The sequence below is a fragment of the Arsukibacterium ikkense genome (genome assembly GCF_000987775.1).
Classification (GTDB): Bacteria; Pseudomonadota; Gammaproteobacteria; order Enterobacterales; family Alteromonadaceae; genus Alishewanella; species Alishewanella ikkense.
Genome location: NZ_LAHO01000017.1, coordinates 39,341 through 53,070, shown reverse-complemented (window position 1 = coordinate 53,070; position 13,730 = coordinate 39,341). Strand labels below are relative to the sequence as shown.

The following is a 13,730-nucleotide window of genomic DNA, read 5'->3' as shown; positions in this document are numbered from 1 at the left end:
CTAGGGGGTATCGGCCAGGGTGTTTTTATAAATTTTGCCGTCTTTAATAATCAGCAGCAGGTTTTGGGCCGGGTCGGCCAGCAGCTCAAGCTGGGCCAGCGGGTTACCTTTTACCAGCAATACATCGGCCAGAGCGCCGGGCTCTATTACGCCTAGCTTGCCCTGATATGGCGCTCTTTCGCCAGACAGTGCCAGCAAGCGGCCATTGTCATAGGTGGCCATTTTCAGTATTTCGGCCGGGCTAAACCAGCGCTGCATTTTTACCAGCTGGGCGTTCTGATTGGCGGTTTTGCCGGGCGAAAATAACATGTCGGTGCCCCAGGCGATTTGCACTTTGTGTTTTTTTGCCAGGTTGTAGGCGCGATCCGTGCCATTGCTTACTCGCAGCTGTTTCTGGCGGGCTTCGCCCTGCTGTGGGTTGGCATATTCGTCGTCCAGAAAGGGCTGCAGGCTCCACCAGACCCCTTCTTTGGCCATTAACCGCACGGTGGCTTCATCGGCCAGCTGGCCATGCTCTATGCTTTTCACACCGGCACGAATGGCCATTTGCATGGCCCTTGGGGTATAGGCATGTACGGTGACGTAGGTACCCCAGTTTTCGGCAGCTTGCACCGCTGCCTGCATTTCCTCTTCGGTGTACTGCGCCACGTCCAACGGGTCATAGAAAGATGACACACCACCGCCGGCCATCAGTTTCAGCTGGCTGGCACCGAGCATTAGTTGCTCGCGGCTGCGTTTCAGTACAGCGGCTTTACCATCTGCAATAGCGGCGGCGCCGATACGCTCGGAATGGCTCAGGCCCGTGTCATGCGGGATGCCGGTCGGTAAGCGAAAATCGCCATGGCCACCGGTTTGGGAAATAAGTGCACCCGATGGGAAAATACGCGGGCCGTTTAATACACCGCTGTCTATCGCTTGTTTCAGGCCGAAAACCGGGCCACCGACATCGCGCACCGTGGTAAAACCACGCTGTAACATGGCACTGGCCTCACGCCCTGCCAGATGATGCACAAAACCAACATCGCCGGTTAGCCCCGCCAGTAGAGGGGTGGCCGCAAAGGCCAGGTGAGCGTGGGCATCAATTAAACCGGGTATCAAGATATGGCCAGCAGCATTGATAACAGTAGCGCCAGGGGTTGCCGTTACCGGCTCGCGGTGTAACTGCTTAATAGTATTACCGGCAATTTCTACGGTCAGTGGCGGGGTAAGGTTAAGCTCTTTACCGGTAAACACCCGCACATCGGTAATATAAATAAGGTTTGGCGAGGCTTGTACACTAAAGTTGCAAAGCAGCATAGCGCTTAGTAACACAACACATTTACGCATCCGTTAACGCTCCAGGGTAAATTGACCGCTTAAGCATAGCCCACTGCGACCAGGCTTCCTGCTTACCCTCAGTTGTTTTTGGCTGAGGATTGGCAAAGATAACCCTTGCGGCTTAAGTGCTAAGTTAATAACCTGCAGTTTATATCTTGCTATTACGGACTATGGATCAGTTATGCCGCACCAGGCGTTAACCCGGCACAGTATCTGGTTTAATTCACTTAACGAGGCGCAGCAACAGCAGTTACTGGCTCAGGCCAGTTATTGCCAGTTGGCGGCTGAGCAGCGCTTGTTCAGCCGCGGTGACCCCTTTGATGGCATTTATGCCTTGCTACACGGGGCGGTGTTAATTTCCGGGGTTAACCGGCAGGGCCAGCAAGCGCTGTTAACCATTATTGAACCGGGTGACTGGTTTGGCGAAATCGCTTTATTTGACAATAAACCCCGCACCCATGATGCCACGGCTAGTGTCGACAGTACCTTATTGCATCTTAGCGGCGCAGCGTTAACGCAGCTGTTGCAGCAGCCGTTATGGTGGCGCAGTTTTGGCCAGTTGCTTACCGGCAAGGTACGGCAGGTATTTCAGGCATTGGAAGATATCAGCCTGCAATCGAGCCAGGTGCGGCTGGCCCGGCGTTTACTGATGCTCAGCCGGGTGCATCAGCAGGCCGATGGTCGCTGGCTTATTCCGATCCAGCAGGAGCAACTGGGCCAACTGCTGTCGTTGTCGCGCCAAACCATTAATCAGCAGTTACAAGCGTTAGCGCAGCAACATATTGTGCGCAGCGCCTATGGCAAAATTGAAATTCTGGATAGGGAAGCGTTATTATTACTGGCAGAATTGGCCAGCGCCAATGTCAGCTAGCTGACAGAGTTTGTTCCATCATTTCGCTAAGCTGTATTTATACCTTAACCGGAGCGAATAACGATGAAAACCCTGACTGAACATTTAAGCCAGTACGCGCTGTATCATCGCGACCAGCGCAATATCAACACCCACTATGTGGGCATACCCTTAATCGTGGTAGCCATATTCAGCTTGCTGTCGTTGCCGTTGTTCAGTATAGCCGGTGTTTTGCTGACCCCAGCCTTATTGTTATTTGTGGCTACAGCCTTATTTTACCTGCGGCTCGACTTACGCTTTGGCCTGGTAATGTTGCTGGTGAGTGGCAGCGGCTTTGCGCTGGCAACCTACCTGGCGGCGCAGCCTTTTGCGCTCTGGCTTGGTTATTCATTGGCGCTGTTTTTTGTCGGCTGGGTACTACAGTTTATCGGCCATTATTATGAAGGGAAAAAACCGGCTTTTGTTGATGATATTGTTGGTTTGTTTGTTGGCCCGTTATTTATTGTTGCCGAAGCAGGTTTTGCCCTTGGCCTGCGTAAAAAGCTGCAACACGATATCGAGCAAATAGCCGGCAAGGTGCATTAGCCCGGTTAAATGGCTTGATTTACAAACAACTAACGGCCTAGACTGGCTGTAAAAAACCGACAACAAAGGAATTTTATAGTGCCGACATCATTTATTGTGGTTGACGACTTTCTCGATAACCCGCATCAGTTACGCGATGCCGCCCTTGCTTTAAATTATCCTGATGTTCAGGGGCCTTATCCTGGCAGAAACTCCGCGCAGCGTATCAATCTTGAAGGGCTGAACGAGCAAGTCTCAAGGTTGGTGGGCGAACCGCTGATGCCAATGGCGCATAATCAGGCTCATGGCAAATGCCGGATTGCTTCAGCCAATGATGTTGGTACGGCAAAAGTGCATGTGGATAGCTCACACTGGTCAGGTATTTTGTACCTGTCGCGGCCAGAAGATTGCAAAGGTGGTACAGAGTTCTTTCGCCATAAAGCCACTAATACCGAGCGTGTTCCTTATAACGATCAGGAAGCGATGCAAAGATTTGGTGCGCCGTCAGCCAAGCAATGGATTGCCGACTTACTGGAGACGGATTCCAGTGACGATTCTAAGTGGGAGATGACATTACGCATTCCAATGCGCTTCAACCGGCTGATTTTACTTCGACCATGGCTTTGGCATACTGCCGGAGAATCCTTTGGTAGCACTATGGCCGACTCCAGGCTGGTTTATCTGATGTTTTTTGCCTCTGCTGCTGCCAGGCGCTAAAGGCTAAGCCTGGCAAACAACAATGGGGGTTAAATTACTGCTCAGCGGCTGCCTGCTGACAGCTGCTAAGGCTCAGTAGCACGCTGCGGCCGCTGGCCGGATGGCTTAGCAGGCACTGTTTATCGTCCTGCTGCAACTCCAGTAAAATAGCTGGCTGCTGGTGACGCCCCATAATAGGGCGGCCTTGCGGGTCGCGCAATATCGCCTGCTCAATAAACAGCTGGTGGCTGGCAACAAAAGCGTTGTCAGCCAGTTTTACCGGCTCGCCACCAATCAGCTCGACAATGGCTTGCTGTAACTCTGCTTTTACCGCCGGGCTCATATTGGTCAGCCTGGCCGGCTGTGGTTCAACCTGAGTCATCTGGCAACCTGTAACTAAGAGGACGCCAGCCAACAGACTGGCTGCCAGGGTGAATGGCCGGCTCATGGTTGCTGGTCCGCATGGAGTTTTAGTGGCTGATTAAGCTTATTTTCCAGCAGAAAGGCGCGCATTCTTGGATCATGGCGCTGAATGCTCAGGCCATTGCCATCATCAGGGCGTTGCTGCTGGCTAAAGCGCTGGCCGGTTACACCCAGCGGGCAGCTGTTGTTGGCAGCATAGTGCAGTGCTGTGGCCAGCATCCTCTCCTGCGGATCGCCTAACTGGGCAGAGAAATCGTCTGCCACATTACAACCTTGCACATCGGCTGCAAAAGTCGGTGCCGGGGTGGGGTAAAAGCCATCAGCATATTCACCAAAGTCTTTGGCATTGGCACCGCTAAACTGAATGGTAAAGTAGGTGGTGCCGCAGTTATCGGTGGGGTAAAAGCCATAGGGCTTACCACAGGTTTTATCGCCAATCAGAATCACTTCTACATCTATACCGCGTAAGCCATTAATAAAGGCCTCACTGGCCGAACAGGTATCGCCGGTCGATAATACGAAAATCCGGTTCAGGTTGAGCTCTGGCAAGGGGTTGCTAGTTAACTCCTGGGCTTCGTAGTCTATTTCAAAGCTGTAAAACGGCATCGGGAGCAGCGGGCGGCCGGTTACCGGGTCACGGTTAGGGTGTTTATCATTAAAAATGGTTTTCTCAAAAATACGGTCCTGAATAATCGCATCACCGCTAACCATATAAGCAAATTGCGAGGCCAGTGCCAGTAAGCCACCGCCATTGTAGCGTAAGTCGAGCACCACATCGGTAACATTAGCCTCAGCAAAGCTGTTAACGGCGCTAATCAGTTGTGGCTGGGCCAGGGCAATATGGCTGTTAAACTGCAAGTAGCCCACTTTGCCAGCATTGGTTTCCAGCACTTTTACATTTTGCACCGGGCTGCTGGCAACATCAGCCGAGGTCAGGGTAACCGTCAGGGTTTCGCCAGCGTGCGTTAAAAATACAAATTCATGTTGCTGGCCAGCTGTTGCCGGGAACAGCGCGGCGTTTATTTTATTCACGCCGGCATTAGTGTTGTCGTTAACAAAGTCGACGCCATCTACTTCCAGTAAGTCGGCGCCGCGCAGTATATTGGCATTGGCCGCCGGTGAGTCTGGTTCGGTATAGGCAACTAACAGGGAGCGAGGCGGCGTGGTGCGGCCAAATGACCAACTAATGCCATAACCCGAACTCACGCCAGACTGGGTTTGCTGCCGATAGCTGGCTGTATTCTGGGCAAAATGGAAGTTATCTTTTTCGGCGCCGGAGTCAGTCAGCTCATCTGTTTTCAGCTGATTGAAAAAGGCTAATACCGAGCTGAAATTAGCCGGATTATTATCAGGCAGCTCGCGATACCATAAGTAGGTATTATTGCTCCAGGAGCGCAGCCACATCTTCTCATGCATGCTGGTGCCTGCCCGATCAGGAAAGGGCCGGTTATTATTGTAAGGATCGGCGCCGGTGCGCGGCGTGGCACAGTAATTTTTAAAATTACTTTCTGCCGGAAACACGCCAGCGGTCCAGTCTGGGGCGGTTACAGCTGTACCGCCGCCCGTGCCACCGATATTGCCAGAACCACCACCGCCACAGGCTGTGAGTAAAAGAACAGATGAAACCAGCAAGCTGCGTTTAAACATGGTTATCCTTACCACCATTAAATGAAAATGAAGGACCACGGCGCTTGTTAAATTGTTAACAAATCATCGGGGTAAATGTAATTAATTAAGGCTGAGAAGTTAGCAAAAACACCGTAAAACGGCAACGAATAGTTTGGTTGGGCAGTTAGGGCTAACTGCTTAATAAAGAGAGATAAAGCGTGATATTACATGTTTTGTTACAAAAAACTGCTGCTGAGGATTAGCTTTAAGCTTAGATTATACGGCGTAAATATACTTTGGAATCGTTATGGCCGCTTTTCTTGAATCCGAACCTGGTCTGCAACCTGATCCCTTCAGGTTGATCCAGGCGGCTGGTCAACCGCAATATGGCATTTTCAACCAGCCGGTTACCGAACTGGGGCTGGCTGATTTTATCTATCGTACGCCGATGGATAAGCTGGCGTCGCGTTGGGTGCGTTGGGCTCATTATAAGCAGTTTCAATTTGTCAGTGTCTGCCATGCTGATTGGATACTTGCCGCGGCGATTGCCGATATTCGCTATCTGAGTTCAGGTTTTGCTTATTTTTATCAGCGTAGCTCAGCCAGTTTAACCGAGTTTAAACTGCTGCAACCCCTTGGGCGCCGCAGCAAAATGAGCCCGTCACCCGTAGCCGGTTTAGCCCAAATAGCCGGCGCTAAAAGCCGGATTAGCATTGAGCCAATGGGCTACCATTGGCAGTTGTCACTGCAAAGCACTGAACTTAACGCCAACTTGTTGTTGAGTGCAGGCTTGCCCGCCGAGCCATTGGCGCTGTGCTTACCAACGGGCTATAACGGCTGGACTTATACCCAAAAGCATAATGCGCTGCAGGTAACGGGTGAGCTAACGGTTGGGCAGCAGCCGGTGGCATTAGACGGCGCGCTGGGCGGTTACGATTTTTCGGCAGGCTATATGCGCCGTGAAACCAGCTGGCGTTGGGCCAGTTTAAGTGGTTACAGTGGCAATGATGTTATTGGTTTTAATCTGGCGGCTGGCGTTAATGAAACCGGCGCTACCGAAAACTGCTGCTGGCTAAACGGTAAACGCTATTTGCTGCCGCCGGTGCAGTTTAGCTTTAACCGCCAGCAAGTTGATACGCCCTGGCAGCTGTTCAGTGCCTGTGGCGCAGTACAGTTGCAGTTTATTCCGGCTGCCAGACGGCAGGAGCGGCTGAACCTGGGCGTGCTGGCCAGTAATTTTCGCCAGTACTGTGGTAGCTGGCATGGCCAGATAATGCTGAGTGACGGTTTACAACTTAGCTGCAATGGTCAGCCGGGCCTGGCCGAAGATCATTTTGCCCGTTGGTAGTTAGCGCATTCAGAAGCGCCAGGCTAGCAGATGGCTGCTTTTCTGGCCTTGCTGCATCTTAATTTGTTTCACCTGCGTCGCTCCCATCTGCCGGACGGCAGCCACCAGCATTTTCAGATTACTTTGCTGCGACACCAGGCTGCTAAACCAGCCAACCTGGCTGGCAAAGGCTACGCTTTCGCTGATCAGTTGCCGGATAAATGCCAACTCACCGCCCGGACACCACAGCTCGTGCTGCTGGCCGGCAAAATTACGCTGCTCTGCACTGGCGCTAAGCCCCAGGTTAGTGCGTTTGCGCTGATTGGCTGCTGCAGCCTCGGCGGCCGAGCCATAAAACGGTGGGTTACAGACGCTGAGCTCAAAACGGTCAGTGGGTGTAATGACACCTTGCAAAATACGGTTGCTGTCGGCCTGGCGGCGCAGGGTTACGTGGCCTGTTAGTTGCGGGTTGCTGTCAATAATCAGCTGCGCGGCTTTTAACGCCACGGCATCAATATCGGTACCGACACAACGCCAGCCATAGCTGCGACTGGCAATAATCGGGTAAATCAGGTTAGCGCCACAGCCGATATCCAGCAGGGTTATCTGTTTCCCTTTGGGTACTTCGTCAGGCTCAGCCAGTAAGTCGGCGGCATAATGAATATAATCGGCCCGGCCCGGAATGGGTGGGCATAAATACCCCGGCGGCAATTGCCAATATTCCACCTGATAATAGTGCTTCAAAAGGGCCGCATTTAACGCCAACACCGCCGTTGGGTCACTGAAGTTAATGGTTTGCTCCCCCGCCGGGCTGAGCTGCAGATGCGGTTGTAACGCGGGGTAGCCAACACTTAGCCGAGCTAAATCATAGCGCCCCTGGTGAGGGTTGCGCGGGTGCAATTGGGCGGTTTTGCTCATATCAGTCACGGTAAGACACTTTGCCGGCAGTTTACGTTATTCCCGCAGTGCTGGCGAGCCGCTGCTAAAGGTAAGGTTTAATGGCCAGGCAGCACTAAAGTACTAAATCGTTAATCTTGATGGGCTTCTATAGTTGTTGGGCACCCCAGCTTGCTACGGGGAGTCAGAGATCGAAACAGGGAGAAGTAGCGTCGCTGTGGTGTTCACTCAAACAACAAAAATGATAAGGAACAACAGACGTGAAAATTCAAGCTTTTAGCCGGGCCGGCAGTTTGCTGACCGGCCTACTCTTTGCGGCGCTGTTGCTGGGCCAGCCAGCAGTTGCGGGTAGCTGGCAGCAAAATGTCAGTGTCGGTGGTTTTAATAAAGTGCACTTATACACGCCAGATAGTGTATCGGCGATTGGTCAGGGCCGGGGTTTGCTGCTGGTACTGCATGGTTGCACCCAATCAATTGATGCGTATCTGAGTGCCAATTTAACGCAGGCGGCCGAGCAATATGGCCTGGTTATCGCGGTACCGGATGCGATGAACAAAGCCGGCTTTGGCTGCTGGTCGTACTGGCAGGGCACTAAAGCACGCAGTGCCGGCGACTACAAAAACCTGATCAGCCTGGCCAATAGCCTGGTTGCCGATGTCAGCTATCAGATAGACCCGAATCAGGTGTACATTGCCGGTTTATCGTCCGGTGCTGCTTTTGCCAATACCACAGCCTGCCTGGCACCCGATGTGTTTGCCGGCATGGGTATTAGTGCCGGGCCCAGTATTGGCACCAGCTCCAGTGGCGCCATTGGTCCTTGTGAAACCGCCAATGTGGCAGCACGCTGTGCCCAGTATGCTGGCAGTTACGCCAGTCATTTTGACAGCCAGATAGCCTCTATTGCTCATGGCCGCAACGATACCACGGTAAACCTGTGCTACAACGAGCAAAATGCCAATGGCATGGCCGATTTATACAATGTCAGTAAGCTGAGTGGCGAAAATCTGATTAGCAACGGGGCGGGCCGCACTGCCGACGAAACTTTATGGCAGGACGGTCGGGTGTCGATGCTGTGGTTTAATAATGTCGATCATGCCTGGTCGGGTGGCCAGGGTGCCAGTGGTGCTTACATTAATGGTAACAGCATTAATTATGCGAATTATCTGGGCCAGTACTTTCTGGAGAATAACCAGCGGGTTAATCGCAACAGTGCGCCTGAGCTGAGCAATGTCCAGCTTAGCCAGCAAGCCAGTGTGGTAACGGTAACGGGCAATGCTACCGATGCAGACGGCGATGTTATCACGGTAAAGGCCAGCTTCACCGATAGTGTTGGTCAGCAGCAATTGGTGAGTGTTACCCCTGCGACAACAGGCAACTTCAGCCTGAGCAGCCCGGTGCTTAGCGATGACTGGTATCAGTTGACGGTGAGTGCCACCGACAGCGGGGGCCTGGTTAGCAGCGCTTACAGCGAACAGTTGCTGATAGGCCCGCCGCCGCCCGCAACCGCACCAGAGTTGTCGGATTTAGCGGTGGCAGTGAATGGCCAGTGCGCCACGGTAAGTGGCCGGGTATTTGATTTAAACCGCGATTTAGCGACGGTAACAGTGGAATTTAGCAACGGCACTGTCAGTGCTTCGGTTAATGGTGATTTATTCAGTGCTGCACAGTGTCAGCTGGCCGGTGGCGGGCAAACCGCCCTCATTACTGCAACTGATCAGGGCGGTTTATTCAGTGCTGAGCTGCTAAGCTTTAGTGTGGATGCTGGCCAGAATGCCACGCTGGATCACCATATCAGTGCCGGCCGGCTCGATTACACTAATTATGCTAACTGTTATCTGGAATACGGTACGGCCAGTTTTGTATTACGGGAGCAACTGATCACCGCTAACCAGTGCCGCTGGCAGGATGATGACGCCAGCTGTTTTGGCCCGGCACAAAGCTGCAGTGCTGCCGGCCCGGGCGATGGCGATGACAACGGCGGTAACCCGCCAGCACCGCCAGCGCCAGATTGTGTCGCTTTTACCACTAATAACTACAGTCATAAAGTTGCGGGGCGGGCTTACAGTACCGGTAATATTTATCTGCCTGACTATTTTGCCAAGGGCAGCAATGCGGCAATGGCCGGTTCAACCTGGGGCATCACCACCTTATCATCAGCCGATGGCAGCTTCTGGCAACTGGGTGCCTGTCCACAGTAATGCTATTGTAGTAATCGCAAATCGGCAAAAAAAAGCGCAGGCGAGGCCTGCGCGTTGCTACTACCAGTTTACAGCCAACAGCAGCCGTTACACATTTACATGCAAGCGCACATCTACGTTGCCGCGGGTGGCGTTTGAGTAAGGGCATACCTGATGCGCCTGCGCTACCAGCTTATCCGCTGCGGCTTTATCCATGCCTGGCAAGTTGATATGTAAATCTACGTCTAAGCCAAAACCGCCTTCAATTTTGCCAATGCCCACTTCAGCCGTCAGGCTTAAGTTATCGGGCAGGCTGGTTTTACTTTTGCCGGCAACCGCTTTTAAGGCGCCAATAAAACAGGCTGAGTAGCCAGCGGCAAACAGTTGTTCCGGGTTAGTCGCGCCACCATTGCCGCCCAGCTGTTTCGGCGCTGACAGTTTTACTGCTAATAAGCCATCATCTGATTTAGCTGCGCCATCACGACCGCCGGTAGAGGTGACGACTGCTTTATAAAGAATATCCATGGTTAACTCCTGGGTTAGTGGTTAAGAATTCTGAAACAAGTTAGCATGCAATTATCTTGCGCGCAAGATAATTGTGTACTGCTTAGTTTAAGGTCGTTATACTAATGGCACTATGCTGTTCATCCGGGCCTTGCAATGACGACAACCTTACCGCTGGACCAACAACTGTGTTTTGCGCTGTACAGCGTATCCAATGCGGTGGTGCGGTTATACCGGCCGTTGCTGCAACCCTTTGATCTGACCTACCCGCAGTATGTGGTATTGCTGGCGTTATGGCAGCAAGACAACGTAACCTTAGGCAACCTGGGACGGGCAACCTTATTTGATTCTGGCACCTTAACGCCGTTAGTCAAAAAGCTGGAGCAGAAACAACTGCTGCAGCGGGTCGCCAGTCCGAATGATGAAAGAGTTAAGCAGGTGGTATTAACCCCTGCGGGTAAAGCATTACAAGCCAGAGTGAGTGGGGTGATGCAGGCACTGCGCTGCCAGGTGGCGATGGATGATCAGCAACTAAGCCAACTACGGCAACTGGCCCGGCAGTTACAGCAGCAAATTAGCGAGGCGGCAAGTTGCACCCCGGTGCCTGCTGATACGCGCTGACAAATGTGCTAATTTGTCGCAGCAGCGCTAAGTCACACTTCAGGTTATACTGCAAAGCACTGGCAAGGCATTGGGTCTGCAGTTTCAGAAGGATATAACGTTATGATCACTGCGTTTTACGCCGGCTTGCTGGCAATACTGTTTGTTGTGTTAAGTTTTCGGGTTATCGCTAAACGCAATCAGTTTAAAGTGGCTATTGGCAGCAATGGCCAGGTGTTACTTGAGCGGGCCATCCGGGTGCATGCTAACTTTGCGGAATATGTACCCTTTGCGTTATTACTGCTGTTTCTGGCCGAATACAGTGGCTTGGCGCCGGTTTACCTGCATATTTTAGGTATTGCCCTGATCATTGGCCGGTTGTCGCATGCTTATGGCGTGAGCCAGCAACAGGAACAGTTAAAATTCCGGGTATTTGGCATGATGCTCAGTATGTTGGTTATACTCGCTGCCGCAGTTGCCAGCATAGTGTTGTATGCCCTGCGAACCGGTTGGCTGCTATAACAGGGAGGTAAAACATTTTTTATTTAATTTGCGCCGTGGTGATATTCCCTGACGTGGTTAACTAGGGTATAACGGCGCTATGAAAATACCGAAACGTATTCAGCCGCTGGTCGATGAAGGCCTGGTGGATGAAGTTATCCGGCCGTTAATGAGCGGCAAAGAAGCTGCGGTGTATATCGTCCGTTGTGGCGAGGATATTCGCTGCGCCAAAGTGTATAAAGAAGCCGATAAGCGCAGTTTCAAACAGGCTGTGTTGTATCAGGAAGGGCGCAAGGTGCGAAATACCCGCCGCGCCCGTGCTATTGAAAAAGGCTCGAAGTTTGGCCGTGCGCAGCAGGAAGAAAGCTGGCAGAACGCTGAAGTTGATGCGCTGTTTAAACTGGCTAAGGCCGGCGTGCGGGTGCCGCAGCCTTATGGCTGTTACGATGGCGTGCTGCTGATGGAGCTGGTATGTGATGACGAAGGCATGGTGGCACCGCGCTTAGCGGATGTGGCGATGGCCGCCGATATTGCCTTAGCTGATCATGCTACCATGATGCACTACGTGGTGATGATGCTGTGCGAAGGCCTTATTCATGGCGATTTGTCAGAGTTTAATGTGCTGGTTGATGATTATGGCCCGGTTATAATCGACCTGCCCCAGGCGGTAGATGCGTCAGCTAACAATAATGCCAAGTGGATGCTGGAGCGCGATATAAACAATATGCGCGATTATTACGGCCAGTATGCCCCTGAGCTGCTTAGTACCAACTACGCCGGCGAGATTTGGGCGCTGTATGAAGCTGGTGAACTGACCCCGGATGCTGAGCTTACCGGTGAGTTTGTTGCCGATGAAAGCGCCGCCGATGTTGATGCCGTACTAGAACAAATTAAAGCCGCTTTTGCGGAAGTGGAAGAACGCCGCGCCAGAGCTGCTGCTGAACAGGACGACTAAACCTTGTGCACAATGCCCGCTGCCTGACCGATAACAGCCTGATCAGCCCCGCCGACTATAGCGCGGCGCTGGAAGGTTATCGGGGGTTATTAGTGTGTCCGCTGTGCGCCGAAAAAGCCTGGTACATTAAAGCCGTTAACAACGAGGCCGTTAGCCGGGCTGCCTGTTTTGCTGCCCATCATCTGCCAGGCTGCGCTGCGGCAACAGTCAGGCTAAGCGCTGACGATGACCCTGAACCAAGCACAGACGCAGCACCTATTACTGCAGCCGGTGCCAGCCAGGTAGGCGAGAAAGCCGCGCGTTATGCACCGGCCGGCTTATGGCAAAGTATTAACGCGCCGCAGTTGGGTGGTGAGCGGGGCGGTGAGTGCGGCTACAATGTGAACATCGCGCTGCGCCAGTTGCTTAGCCACTTATGCCGCAACCCCGATTTTGCCAGGCAAGGCCAGCGGCTGCAGGTATTGGCAGCATCAGGCCGCCAGCTGCTGGCGGGCAAGCTGGCCGATTATCTGGTGCATGTCAACGATATCAGCGATAAGCACTTAGAAGCCTTGTATATTTTCTGGGGCCGTATTAACAACGCTAACGAGCGTGAACATGACGACCCGCGCGACGACGAACTGTGGCTTAATACCGGCGATTACCGCAAAGAGCCCAGCATCTTTATCGACGCCGACCTGCGCCACAGCCTGCTAAAACGTTTTAGCCTAACCGATCTGGACGCGCTATGCGGCGCCGACTTTATCCTGCTGGGCCATGCCGGTAAATCAGCTCACGGCAAATACACGCTGCATATCGCCATGAGCAAATATATCGCCTTTAGAATGTATGGCGTGGGTTAAAAGCAGCGCAGTGAGCCGGGCAGCAATGCTGTGCCGTTTGCATTTAAATAAAACGCTGTCATAGAGCTGGAAATAAATTCAGCTTGCGCATCCTGCTCCAGAATTTCTATCTTGCAGTCCCAAACTGGTTGTAGTTTACCATCGCTAAGCTCCATTTTGGATGCTGTACAGGACGATGAAAAACTAACACTATTTTCTGTGGCAAAACTCACCGACAAATTAGTAGCAAAATGCTGGCCCAATGTCAGGCTTTGCGTTGGATTAGCTGCCGAGACCTGCTGACAATTTGGCTCAGCGCTAAGCGGTAAAGCCATATTCTGCAAAAATAGCTGCCAAACCTGCTCTGCAGCGGGTGGTGCTTCAGCTACCGGGGCGGCACAGGCAGAACCGGTAACTAGCGCGACCCAAATTAATCCTGAATTTTTCATAAAATTTACCGTAATAATATTTACCAGACGTTTCAGCATTT

General features: G+C 52.4%; 15 protein-coding genes. 9 read left to right on the top strand and 6 right to left on the bottom strand.

Annotated elements, in window-relative coordinates:
- Positions 1-1,326 carry a metal-dependent hydrolase family protein gene (locus WG68_RS16085; RefSeq protein ID WP_046558746.1) on the bottom strand — a complete coding sequence of 442 codons (1,326 nt, stop codon included), beginning with the start codon at positions 1,324-1,326 and terminating at the stop codon, positions 1-3.
- A 172-nt stretch (positions 1,327-1,498) separates the two neighbouring features.
- Here WG68_RS16085 and WG68_RS16080 point away from each other — a divergent pair, with 172 nt between their 5' ends.
- From WG68_RS16080 to WG68_RS16070, 3 genes are all read left to right on the top strand, one after another.
- Positions 1,499-2,188 (top strand): Crp/Fnr family transcriptional regulator, encoded by a 690-nt coding sequence (locus tag WG68_RS16080; protein WP_046558745.1) that lies wholly within the window; start codon positions 1,499-1,501, stop codon positions 2,186-2,188.
- Between the two features lie 63 nt (positions 2,189-2,251).
- Positions 2,252-2,752 (top strand): Mpo1 family 2-hydroxy fatty acid dioxygenase, encoded by a 501-nt coding sequence (locus tag WG68_RS16075; protein WP_046558744.1) that lies wholly within the window; start codon positions 2,252-2,254, stop codon positions 2,750-2,752.
- Between the two features lie 78 nt (positions 2,753-2,830).
- The gene (locus WG68_RS16070) at positions 2,831-3,448 is read left to right on the top strand and encodes a DUF6445 family protein (RefSeq protein WP_046558743.1); all 618 of its coding nucleotides are present in this window, start codon (positions 2,831-2,833) and stop codon (positions 3,446-3,448) included.
- Positions 3,449-3,482: 34 nt separating this feature from the next.
- On the opposite strand, the gene WG68_RS16065 is transcribed toward WG68_RS16070, so the two are convergent.
- Complete coding sequence (locus tag WG68_RS16065; RefSeq protein WP_152663136.1) at positions 3,483-3,809, bottom strand: hypothetical protein; 327 nt, start codon at positions 3,807-3,809, stop codon at positions 3,483-3,485.
- A 62-nt stretch (positions 3,810-3,871) separates the two neighbouring features.
- Positions 3,872-5,497: a S41 family peptidase gene (locus WG68_RS16060; RefSeq protein ID WP_046558742.1), complete on the bottom strand. Its 1,626-nt coding sequence runs from the start codon at positions 5,495-5,497 to the stop codon at positions 3,872-3,874.
- A 268-nt stretch (positions 5,498-5,765) separates the two neighbouring features.
- On the opposite strand from WG68_RS16060, the gene WG68_RS16055 reads away from it, so the two are divergent.
- Positions 5,766-6,806, top strand: coding sequence for a DUF2804 domain-containing protein (locus WG68_RS16055; RefSeq protein WP_046558741.1), 1,041 nt, complete (start codon positions 5,766-5,768; stop codon positions 6,804-6,806).
- A gap of 9 nt (positions 6,807-6,815) precedes the next feature.
- On the opposite strand, the gene rlmF is transcribed toward WG68_RS16055, so the two are convergent.
- On the bottom strand, positions 6,816-7,703 hold the full coding sequence (gene rlmF / locus WG68_RS16050) for a 23S rRNA (adenine(1618)-N(6))-methyltransferase RlmF (RefSeq protein ID WP_046558740.1): 888 nt from the start codon (positions 7,701-7,703) through the stop codon (positions 6,816-6,818).
- Positions 7,704-7,942: 239 nt separating this feature from the next.
- On the opposite strand from rlmF, the gene WG68_RS16045 reads away from it, so the two are divergent.
- Positions 7,943-9,880 carry an extracellular catalytic domain type 1 short-chain-length polyhydroxyalkanoate depolymerase gene (locus tag WG68_RS16045; RefSeq protein ID WP_235357759.1) on the top strand — a complete coding sequence of 646 codons (1,938 nt, stop codon included), beginning with the start codon at positions 7,943-7,945 and terminating at the stop codon, positions 9,878-9,880.
- Between the two features lie 87 nt (positions 9,881-9,967).
- On the opposite strand, the gene WG68_RS16040 is transcribed toward WG68_RS16045, so the two are convergent.
- Positions 9,968-10,384 carry an organic hydroperoxide resistance protein gene (locus WG68_RS16040; protein ID WP_046558739.1) on the bottom strand — a complete coding sequence of 139 codons (417 nt, stop codon included), beginning with the start codon at positions 10,382-10,384 and terminating at the stop codon, positions 9,968-9,970.
- Positions 10,385-10,519: 135 nt separating this feature from the next.
- Here WG68_RS16040 and WG68_RS16035 point away from each other — a divergent pair, with 135 nt between their 5' ends.
- From WG68_RS16035 to WG68_RS16020, 4 genes are all read left to right on the top strand, one after another.
- Positions 10,520-10,984 carry a MarR family winged helix-turn-helix transcriptional regulator gene (locus WG68_RS16035; protein WP_046558738.1) on the top strand — a complete coding sequence of 155 codons (465 nt, stop codon included), beginning with the start codon at positions 10,520-10,522 and terminating at the stop codon, positions 10,982-10,984.
- 102 nt (positions 10,985-11,086) lie between these two features.
- Positions 11,087-11,485, top strand: coding sequence for an MAPEG family protein (locus WG68_RS16030; protein ID WP_046558737.1), 399 nt, complete (start codon positions 11,087-11,089; stop codon positions 11,483-11,485).
- A gap of 79 nt (positions 11,486-11,564) precedes the next feature.
- Positions 11,565-12,419, top strand: a complete 855-nt coding sequence (locus WG68_RS16025; RefSeq protein ID WP_046558736.1) for a PA4780 family RIO1-like protein kinase — start codon at positions 11,565-11,567, stop codon at positions 12,417-12,419.
- Positions 12,420-12,424: 5 nt separating this feature from the next.
- Positions 12,425-13,261 carry a hypothetical protein gene (locus tag WG68_RS16020; RefSeq protein ID WP_046558735.1) on the top strand — a complete coding sequence of 279 codons (837 nt, stop codon included), beginning with the start codon at positions 12,425-12,427 and terminating at the stop codon, positions 13,259-13,261.
- Here WG68_RS16020 and WG68_RS16015 read toward each other — a convergent pair.
- On the bottom strand, positions 13,258-13,689 hold the full coding sequence (locus WG68_RS16015) for a hypothetical protein (RefSeq protein ID WP_152663135.1): 432 nt from the start codon (positions 13,687-13,689) through the stop codon (positions 13,258-13,260). The genes WG68_RS16020 and WG68_RS16015 overlap by 4 nt on opposite strands.
- Positions 13,690-13,730: the final 41 nt, after the last annotated feature.

Coding starts and splice junctions, on each gene's coding strand:
- WG68_RS16085 (WP_046558746.1), bottom strand. CDS start 1,326: ATGCGTAAATGTGTTGTGTTACTAAGCGCTATGCTGCTTTGCAACTTT.
- WG68_RS16080 (WP_046558745.1), top strand. CDS start 1,499: ATGCCGCACCAGGCGTTAACCCGGCACAGTATCTGGTTTAATTCACTT.
- WG68_RS16075 (WP_046558744.1), top strand. CDS start 2,252: ATGAAAACCCTGACTGAACATTTAAGCCAGTACGCGCTGTATCATCGC.
- WG68_RS16065 (WP_152663136.1), bottom strand. CDS start 3,809: ATGACTCAGGTTGAACCACAGCCGGCCAGGCTGACCAATATGAGCCCG.
- WG68_RS16060 (WP_046558742.1), bottom strand. CDS start 5,497: ATGTTTAAACGCAGCTTGCTGGTTTCATCTGTTCTTTTACTCACAGCC.
- WG68_RS16055 (WP_046558741.1), top strand. CDS start 5,766: ATGGCCGCTTTTCTTGAATCCGAACCTGGTCTGCAACCTGATCCCTTC.
- rlmF (WP_046558740.1), bottom strand. CDS start 7,703: ATGAGCAAAACCGCCCAATTGCACCCGCGCAACCCTCACCAGGGGCGC.
- WG68_RS16040 (WP_046558739.1), bottom strand. CDS start 10,384: ATGGATATTCTTTATAAAGCAGTCGTCACCTCTACCGGCGGTCGTGAT.
- WG68_RS16035 (WP_046558738.1), top strand. CDS start 10,520: ATGACGACAACCTTACCGCTGGACCAACAACTGTGTTTTGCGCTGTAC.
- WG68_RS16030 (WP_046558737.1), top strand. CDS start 11,087: ATGATCACTGCGTTTTACGCCGGCTTGCTGGCAATACTGTTTGTTGTG.
- WG68_RS16025 (WP_046558736.1), top strand. CDS start 11,565: ATGAAAATACCGAAACGTATTCAGCCGCTGGTCGATGAAGGCCTGGTG.
- WG68_RS16015 (WP_152663135.1), bottom strand. CDS start 13,689: ATGAAAAATTCAGGATTAATTTGGGTCGCGCTAGTTACCGGTTCTGCC.